The 9,169-nt window shown below is 72.2% G+C and carries 5 protein-coding genes; all 5 read right to left on the reverse strand.

Going from position 1 to position 9,169, the window contains the following annotated elements:
* Window positions 1–95 precede the first annotated feature (95 nt).
* Window positions 96–2,375: a glycoside hydrolase N-terminal domain-containing protein gene (locus ACFWEP_RS26435; protein ID WP_387373520.1), complete on the reverse strand. Its 2,280-nt coding sequence runs from the start codon at window positions 2,373–2,375 to the stop codon at window positions 96–98.
* Complete coding sequence (locus ACFWEP_RS26440; protein ID WP_387373528.1) at window positions 2,372–4,399, reverse strand: beta-galactosidase; 2,028 nt, start codon at window positions 4,397–4,399, stop codon at window positions 2,372–2,374. Before ACFWEP_RS26440 ends, ACFWEP_RS26435 begins: the two co-directional genes overlap by 4 nt.
* A 14-nt stretch (window positions 4,400–4,413) precedes the next feature.
* Window positions 4,414–6,690 (reverse strand): 1,4-beta-glucanase, encoded by a 2,277-nt coding sequence (locus ACFWEP_RS26445; RefSeq protein ID WP_387373522.1) that lies wholly within the window; start codon window positions 6,688–6,690, stop codon window positions 4,414–4,416.
* A gap of 151 nt (window positions 6,691–6,841) precedes the next feature.
* Window positions 6,842–7,822, reverse strand: coding sequence for a carbohydrate ABC transporter permease (locus ACFWEP_RS26450; protein ID WP_387373524.1), 981 nt, complete (start codon window positions 7,820–7,822; stop codon window positions 6,842–6,844).
* Entirely contained in the window at window positions 7,819–9,000 is a 1,182-nt protein-coding gene (locus ACFWEP_RS26455) for an ABC transporter permease (protein ID WP_387373526.1), read from the reverse strand. Before ACFWEP_RS26455 ends, ACFWEP_RS26450 begins: the two co-directional genes overlap by 4 nt.
* Window positions 9,001–9,169 lie beyond the last annotated feature (169 nt).

Raw genomic sequence — 9,169 nt, forward strand, 5'->3', positions numbered from 1 at the left:
GTCCGGCGGACCGTCCACCGGCCTGCGGTCCCCTGGACCGTCCACCGGCCTGCGGTCCCCTGGACCGTCCACCGGCCTGCGGTCCCCTGGACCGCTCACCGGCCGGCCGCCTCCCGTCGCGGCACCGTCAGGACCCGGTGGGCCCCCGCGGTGAGCGTGATCCAGGACGCCGCGCCCGGCTCCGCCGCACCCTCCGGGGCACCGGGCGGCGGGCCCGTACGCAGCTCTACCCTGACATCGCGTGCCGGACGGAGCGCGGCGGTGACCTCGTCCGGGGTCCAGGTGAGGTCGAGAGCCGCCCCGAACCGGGTGCGGACGCCCCGGAGCGAGCCTCGCGGGTACGCGGCAGGGAGCGCGGGCAGCAGGACCAGGCGGCCCGGCGTGGACTGGACCAGCATCTCCAGCACGACGGCCGGCAACGCGTGGGCGGCGTCCGCGTTGTAGACGTCGCGGGCCGGGTAGTGCGCGCTCATCAGCGAGTCGTGGAAGAAGTCCCCGGTCAGCACCGACGCCAGCGACGAGGACACCCGCGAGCGGTCCCGCAGCCGCGCCGCGACCAACGCGTGGTGCAGATGGCCGTGGGCCGAGTCGTTCTCCGAACCCCGCAGCGCCAGCGCGCGGTGAGCGGCGCCGGCCAGTCGGGGGGTGTCGTACGGGTTGATCTCGTCGAGCGGCCACACCGGGTAGAGGTGGCTGAGATGGCGATGGTCGTACGTCTCGCGCAGTCCGGGCCACGCCCACTCCGCCAGCGCACCGTCCTCGTTGACCAGGTAGCGCGGCAGCCGTCCGGCGAGACTCCGCCAGTGGCCCGCGTCCGGATGTCCGGGGGCGAGGTCCGCCGCCGCGGTGAGGGCGTGACGGGCCGCCGCGATGTCCATCGTGGCGTTGACGGTGCCCCAACTCGCGTTCCGGGGACGGTTCTCCGGTGAGTACGAGGGGACGATCGCCACACTCCCGTCCGGACCCTTACGGGTGAGGAAGTCCGTGTAGAAATCGGCGACTTCGACACAGGCCGAGACCAGTGACTCCGCAACCTTCCCGGTGGCCGCCGCGTGATCGAGCAGGGGTTGCAGCAGCCAGTCGGCGCCTGCCGTCCACAGGTGCAGCGGATAGGCCCGCTGGAAGTGGCGGGTGTGGCCCGACTCGCCGTCCGAATGGGAGGGAGCGACGATGCCCCGGGTGCCGAAGAGCGCCCGGGCGTTGTCCCTCCAGTGTTCCAACTGGCCTTCGATCAGGCGGGCGTGGGCTTCGAGCACCTCGGGCAGATCCGCCGCGGCGGCCGAGGCCACCTGGAGGTTGAGGTTGGCGTTGGTGGTGAAGGCCCCCGACCATGCGGTGTCCCAGTCGCCCGTCCACAACCCGGTCAGCCGCGGTGGCAGCAGCCCCGACGCGGAGAGAAGATGGTAGCGGCCCGCCGCGAACAACCGCTCCAGCAGAGCGGGGCTGTCCGGGTGACGCAGCAGTTCACTGCCCGGGAGATCCTGGCGGGCCGGGTCCTCGTCGTGCAGGGAGAGCGCGCTACGGTCGAACGCAGCTCGGTGCAACGGTATGTGACGGCCCAGCAGCTCAGCATATTCGGTGTCCGGCAGGGCTGCCCACTCGGCTTCGAGGTCGGGGTCGCCGAGTCCACGGCGTACCCGGGTGAGCAGCAGCAAGCTCCGGGCGCCCGTGACGCGGACGCCGTCGCCGTCCACCGAGACGGTGCCGCCCTCGGCGTGCAGCGTCGTCACGCCGATGCAGGACAGTTCGCCGTCCGGGTAGCGCAGGCGCAGTGCGAGGCGGGCGCCCTGCGGTGTGAGAACCGTCGAGCGGCCGACGGCCAGACCCGCCGGAGCGCCGGGCAGGGCCGGGTCGAGCGAGACCTCGACGTCCGGCGCCAAGCCGGTGATGTGCTGTGCGACCACGTCGTCGGCCCGCGACACGAACACCTGGCTGCGCCAGCGGCCCGAGGAGGCGGTGATCTCGCCGGAGGTGAAGTCCACCTCGCGGCGGTAGGGCGACGATTCGGGTCCGGCCTGGGGAGCGGAGTCCGCCGGGTCCTGGGGCGAGAGGCCGTCCGTCCCGGAACGCCGCACCCGGGTCTGGAATGCCGGATGGAACGGCTGGACCCACACCAGCGGCCGGCCCGCGCCGAAGCGTTCGGCCGCCTGGGTGTCCCCGGCGAGCAACGCGGTCTGGAGCGTGCCGAGTTCCTCGGACAGCTCGGGCGGGCGCAGGTGCTCGCTGCCGTTGGGCCGGACGAGGGTGTGGTGGTTGACGATCACCCGGTCGTCGGCCGGGTCGCCGTACACCATCGCCCCGTGGTGACCGTTTCCGCTGAGGAAGGCGTCCTCCCAGCGGGCGGCGGGCCGGGGCTCCCAGGTGCCCCGGCTCATGCCGCGCCGACCGGCTTCGGAGCCGCCGCGCCGACCGGCTCGTAGCCATCCGCGCCGACCGTCTTGAGGGCCGCCACGCCGTAACGCCCCAACTCCACGGCCCCGTCCGTCTTCGCGCCACTGAGCACGTCGACGTGACTTCCCGGAAGTTCCACGGTCGCCGTGCCCTGCCCGTGGTGGAAGAGGAAGAGCAACTCGCCCCGGCGTACCGCCTCCACACCCTCCGGCAGTCCGGCCACCACTGGCCGGACGCCCGCCTCGCCGGCCACCCGCCCGAGCAGCTCGCGCAGGGCCGCGGGTTCCGGCAGCGTCGAGACGTACCAGGCGGCGCCTTTGCGGAGCACGGCGGGCAGCCCGTCCAGTTCGCCGCCCCGGTAGGCGGCGACGGTCTCGCCGGTGCCGTCCGCCTCCAGCTCCTCCGACCACAGCAGACCACGGAAGCTGTCGCAGTCGACGCCCACTTCCGGCTCGACGGGCCACCATTCGTGGAGCGTGCGGATCGAGAAGAGCGCACGCAGGCGTGCGTCCATCCCGCCCGGCCGGATGCGGTCGTCCACGTCGGCGACCCCGGTGAAGAACCCGCTGACCAGGGTGCCGCCGCCCGCCACGTACGCGACCAGGTTGTCGACGGCCGCGTCGCTCAGGAGATAGAGCTGCGGCACCACGACCATCCGGTAGCCGCTCAGGTCGGCCTCGGGGCGGGCGAAATCGGTCGCCGTGCCGTTCTCCCAGAGGGCCCGGTGCCAGGCTTGTACGATCGCGGGGTAGTCCAGGTGTGCGGAGGGGCGGCCCTCCTGTGCGCTGCCCCACCAGGCGTCCCAGTCGTGCAGTACCGCGACGTCGGCAACGGTGTGTGCGCCGCTCACCTCCGGTGCGAGGGTGGCCAGTTCGGCGCCGATGCGGGTGATCTCCTGGAAGGCGCGGCCCTCGGGGCCGGCGTGCGACACCATCCCGGAGTGGAACTTCTCCGAGCCCTGCCGGGACTGGCGCCACTGGAAGTAGCAGACGGCGTCCGCGCCCCGGGCCACCGACTGGAGGGACCAGAGCCGGTTGAGTCCCCGGGGCTTCGGGTGGTTCACCGGGCGCCAGTTGACCGCGCTCGCGGCCTGCTCCATCAGCATCCACGGCCCCCGGGCCTGCGAGCGCGTCATGTCGGCGAGCATCGCGTTGTACTGCCCCGCTCCCGGGTCCGCCGGATCCGGGTAGACGTCCACCGAGACGACGTCCTCCTGCCCGGCCCACGCCCAAGCGTCCTGACCCGACCACAGCGGCATGAAGTTGGACGTCACCGGGACGTCGGGGGAGTGGCGGCGCACGATGTCCCGCTCGGCGGTGTAGCACTCCATCAGGGCGTCGGAGGTGAACCGCTTGAAGTCGAGCACCTGCGTGGGGTTGCGCGTGTACTGGGCCTTGCGGGGCGGCAGGATCTCGGCCCAGGTGTCGTACCGCTGGCTCCAGAAGGCCGTCCCCCACGCATCGTTGACCGCTTCGAGGGTGCCGTACCGGTCGGCGAGCCAGCGGCGGAAGTGCGCCGCCGTCTCGTCGCAGTAGCAGTGCGTGCAGTACTCGTTGTTGATGTGCCACACGGTCAGCGCCGGGTGGCCGGCGTACCGGGCCGCCAGGTCCTCGGTGAGAGCCGCGGCGTAACGGCGGTACACCGGTGAACTCGCGCAGAAATGCTGGCGCGAGCCGTACCAGACGACCGAGCCGTCCTCCGCGCGCGGCAGCGTCTCCGGGTGCAGAGCACCCATCCACGGCGGCGGGGAGGAGGTCGGGGTGGCGAGAACCACCCCGATGCCGTTCTCCTCCATGAGCCCCAGGAGCCGGTCGAGCCAGTCGAACTCCCGCGCACCCGGGCGGGGTTCCATCTTCGCCCAGGAGAAGACGCCGAGCGTCACCGAGTTGACCCCGGCCTCCTTCATCAAGGCCACGTCCTCGGCCCACACCTCCTCGGGCCACTGCTCGGGGTTGTAGTCGCCGCCGAAGAGAAGGCGGCCACGGGTGGCGTCACGCAGGGACGGCATGGTGTTCTCGATCCTCATTCCGGTTCGGCGTACTGGATGCCCCGGCCGTTGGTGCCCAGATACACCCGGCCGTGGACGCGGGGGTCACCGGTGATCACCTCACCGGTCCACCCCCACTGGTGCTGGTCGTCGTTGATCCGTATCCAGGTGACGCCCGCGTCGTCGGAGCGCAGAACCGCCACCCCGTCGTGCGTCGCGGACACCCGTCCCGTCTGGAAGACCGCCGGGAAACCCGGGCGCCGGGAGCGGCCCTTCTCCGAGGAAGGGGCGGCCTTGCCGAAGCCCAGGGCGTGCGACTCCTGAACGCCGGCCACGGCCGTGAACGTGCCTGCACCGTCCGTCGAACGGTGCAGCCCGCCGGTCTTCGCGGACAGCCAGAGGTCGCCCGTCCGGCCCGGAGCCGCGGCCATCTTGAACTGCGCGTCCCCCAAGGGCAGTCCGGAGGTACCGACGGTGAAGGACGCGCCGCCGTCCGTGGAGCGGTGGACGGTCCCGGTGTCCGTGTCGTACGCGTAGAAGCGGGCGGAGTCCACCGGGTCGGCGACGGGTGTCGCGCCCTTCGGGAACGTCGTCACCTCGTGCCAGCTCGCGCCGCCGTCCGTGGACCGGTGCGCCGGGTACTTCGTGCCGTCCCAGTGGACGAACGTCCAGAGCAGGGTCTTCCCGTCCGCGCTCACCGCGATCGGCCCGGGTGCGGAGGCCGCGATCTCCGGCTGGGACGCGAACGGCTGCCAACTGGCGCCCCCGTCGCGGGAGTACGCCCCGGCGGCATTCGACCCCGAGGGCCAGCCGGTCCGTACGACGTAGGAGGGAAGGCCGGCCGCGAGGGCCAGGCCGGTCGCGGTGCCGAACACCGGGGTGGACGCCATCCCGCGCGAGGGGGAGGCGGTCAGCGACTCGTGGTACATCACCCCGATGTCCCCCAGCCCGCTGAGCAGCCGGGCGCCCCGGGTCGTGGGCGGTGCGACCAGGTGGCGTACCGACGACTCCTCCAGGCCCCGGATCTCCGGCGCCCAGTGCACCAGGTCCCGGGTGCCGAAGACCGTGGCGCCGGTCCCGTAGACGATGTGGCGCGAGTCGAAGGGGTCGACCGCGACGGCCTGGATCCACCAGCCGAACTTCGCCTCCCCGCCCCAGCGCAGATAGGGCGTCTCCGACACGTCCAGCACCGCCGTGTCCTTGAGGGAGGCCCAGGTGCGTCCGTGGTCGGTGGAGCGGAAGAGCGTGTCGACCTGCGCCCAGCGGTTGTTGGTGGAGACGACGACCGTGCCGGGGCGCCGCGCGTCCACCGCGATCCCGCCGTAGCCGAACGCGTCCGCCCCGCCGGGGACGACCGGCGTCACGTCCGACCAGGCGCCGGTCACCGTGTCGAGGCGGTGCACCGCTCCGTCGCTCTGGTTGTTCGGCCCCGGACCGTTCGCCCAACTCACGTACAGGGCACGGGAGCCGGTGTCGTACGCCGCCCGGACGGGCACCCGGGTCGCCCCGTCGGCCACCGGCGCGCCGGGGACGGGTTCCCACCCACCGGACGGGGTCGAGCGGTACAGCGGGGCGGTCCCGTCGCCCCAGCCCGCGTACACCGTCCGCCCGGCCGCCACGAGCAGGGTGACCCCTTGGCCGGACGCGGACGGCACGGCGGGGAAGGAGGTGTCCGGGGCCCAGGTGGCGCCCCGGTCGGTGGAGCGCAGCAGACCGTCGTGTCGGGTGCCGAGCCAGAGGGTCTCGCTGTCGCGCGGGTCGACCAGCAGGCGCTCACCGGTGCCCCGGCCGTCCTCGTTGGCACCGAGCCGCACCGTGAGGTCCGTACGGCTCCAGGTCGCTCCCCGGTCCTCGGAGCGCAGCACCGCCCCCGGGGACGCCCAGGACTGGGCGTACGTACCGAGCGCGAGGTACACCCGGTCCGGGTGGGCCGGATCCACGGCCATCGCCTCGACGCCGAGCAGGTTCCAGTCGTCCCAGCCCGTGAAGTCGGTGAGGGCCGTCCAGTGGGCCTTCGCCGCGTCCCACCGGTAGGCGCCGCCGATGTCGGTGCGGGCGTAGGCCAGTCCGCGCACCGACGGGTGGAACAGCAGCCCGGTGACGAACCCGGTGCCGCCGATGGCGGCGGTGCGCCAGCGGTACGCCTCGGTCCTCGGACGGCTGGAGGGCCGCTGTGCCGCCGAGGCCGTACCGGCGGCGGGCAGGACGCACGCGGCTGCGGCGACCGCGGCGGCCCCGGTCAGTACGGAACGGCGGCCGGGCGGAGCCGGCACGGTGGAGGAGGGAGCGCGATCGGAACGGAACGCGGGCACGGCGGTGTCCTTCCGGAGCGGGGAGGGGCGGGGAGGAGAGACGCGGGGAAGGAGAGACGCGGGGAGGAGAGACGCGGGGGAGACAGGACGCTCCGTGCCGCGCGCGGGAGGTCCCGGCGCGCGGCACGTGGGGCAGGGGAACGCGGTGGGCTCAGCCCTTCACGGCCCCGGTGAGCATCCCCTTCTGGAAGTGCTTCTGGACGAACGGCGACAGCACCGCCACCGGGATCAGCGCGAGGACCATGACGGCCATCTGGACCGCGAGGCTGTTGATCTGCCCGCTGCTCACCGCCGCTCCCATCGCGCCCGGCGGCACCTGGTGCTGGAGCACGAGCTGACGGAGGATCATCTGGAGCGGGTACTTGTCGCTGTCCTGGATGTAGAGCATGGCGTTGAACCACTGGCTCCAGTAACCCACCGCGTAGAACAGCGAGATGACGGCGACCACCGCGCGGGAGAGCGGCATGACGATCTGGAGCAGGATGCGCCACTCGCCGGCGCCGTCGATCCGTGCCGCGTCGATGAGTTCGGGGGCGGTGTCCATGAAGAAGCCGCGGAGCACCAGGATGTTGAAGACGGAGATCGCGCTCGGCAGGATCATCGACCAGTAGCTGTTGCTCAGACCGATCCCGGTCACCAGCAGATACGTGGGGATGAGTCCCGCGCCGAAGAACATCGTCGCCATGAGCGTCATCAGCAGCGGCCGGTGGGCGATCGAGTCGCGGCGGCTGAGGCCGTAGGCGCACAGGATCGAGATCACCATGCTGAACACCGTGCCGACGACGGTCAGCCCGATGCTGACCATCGCCGCCCGGGTGACGGCGCCGCCGCTCAGCAGTTCCTTGTACGCGACGAAGGTGATGCTCTTCGGCCAGACGACCAGCCCGCCCGCGTCGTTGATGGCCTTGGTGTCGGAGAGGCTGGTGACGACCACCACCCAGATGGGGACGAGGATCACCGCGCAGATCGCGACGAGGCCGAAACCCTTGAAGGCGAGGCCGGCCTTCGTCGGCTCGTCCTCCCAGGCGGGGCGCGATTCGGTGCCCAGGAGGCGCTGGAGCGGGGTGCGGGCCGGGGCGGTGTCCACGGGCCACCCGCCCGGCGTCTTTTCGAGGTCCAGGAGAGTCGTCATTTCTTGGAGTACACCCCCTGCTCGCCCAGCATGTGGGCGACCTTGTTCGCGCCCAGCACCATGGCGACGCTGAACAGTCCCTTGAAGATCCCGGCCGCGGCGGCGTAGCCGAAGTCGCCGGTTTTGATACCCGTCCACCAGATGTAGGTGTCGAGGATCTCGGACGCGCCGGCGCCCACCTGGTCCCGCTGGAGCAGGATCTGCTCGAAGTCCAGGTTGAGCGCGCTGCCGACCCGCAGCACCAGCAGCAGGGCGATCACCGGGCGCAGTGCGGGCAGCGTGACGTGCCACATGCGGCGCCAGCGTCCCGCGCCGTCCACCGCGGCGGCCTCGTACAGATCGGTGTTGACGGCCGCGAGCGCGGCGAGGAAGACGATGACGCCCCAGCCCGCGTCCTTCCAGACCGCCTGTGCGGTGACCAGGAACTTGAAGAACCCGGGGTTGGTCATCAGGTCGAAGCCTTCGTGGCCGTGTTCGCGCAGCCACTGCGCGACGAGGCCGGCTCCGCCGAACATCTGCTGGAAGACGGTGACGACGAGCACCCAGGAGAAGAAGTGCGGCAGGTAGACGATCGCCTGCACCCACGCGCGCACCCGGGAACTCATCACGCTGTTCAGCAGCAGAGCGATGGCGATCGGGATCGGGAAGAAGAGGATCAGCTGGGTCAGGAAGATGACCAGCGTGTTGATCAGGACTTCCCAGAAGCGGTAGTCGTCGAAGATCCGGGTGAAGTTGTCGAAACCGACGAAGGGGCTGCCGGTGATGCCCAGGTCGTAGACGTCGTAGTTCTGGAACGCGACGATGTTTCCGAGCAGCGGAATGTAGTTGAAGATCAGCAGCAGCGCGATGGCGGGGAGCGTCATCAGTACCAGCGTGCGGTCCCGCCGCAGCCGGTGCCGCCAGGTGATGCCCCCCGGCAGCACGCCGGAGGCCGGACTGCCGCCGCCCTCGGCCTGCTTGCCGAAGCGGCCGCGGCGCGCGCGGGGAACCGCACTCCTGCCGGTGGCCCGTGGCCTGTCCGTACCGTCCTTGACTCCGCCGTCGGACGTCACGTCCGACGGTCCGGCATCCGGTATTCCGCCGTCCCGCGCGGTGGTCAGACCGTCCTCGCCGGACGGGACCTCGGTCCCGTCCGCCGTGCGGCCCGTGCCGGCCGCCTCCGTGGCCCGTGGCTTCACCGTGAGCTCCCCATGTCGTGCTGCTCCGCCCCGGCCCCCCGGGGGGCACGCCCCCCGCGGCGGGGGTGTACCCCCCCCCCCCCCCCCCGCCCGGGGCGCCCCCCCCCCCCTGGGGGGGGGGGGCGCCGCGCGCACCCCCCCCGCCCCCGCCCCCCCCCCCCCCCCCCCC

This window comes from Streptomyces sp. NPDC060198, from assembly GCF_042728415.1.
Lineage (GTDB): Bacteria > Actinomycetota > Actinomycetes > Streptomycetales > Streptomycetaceae > Streptomyces.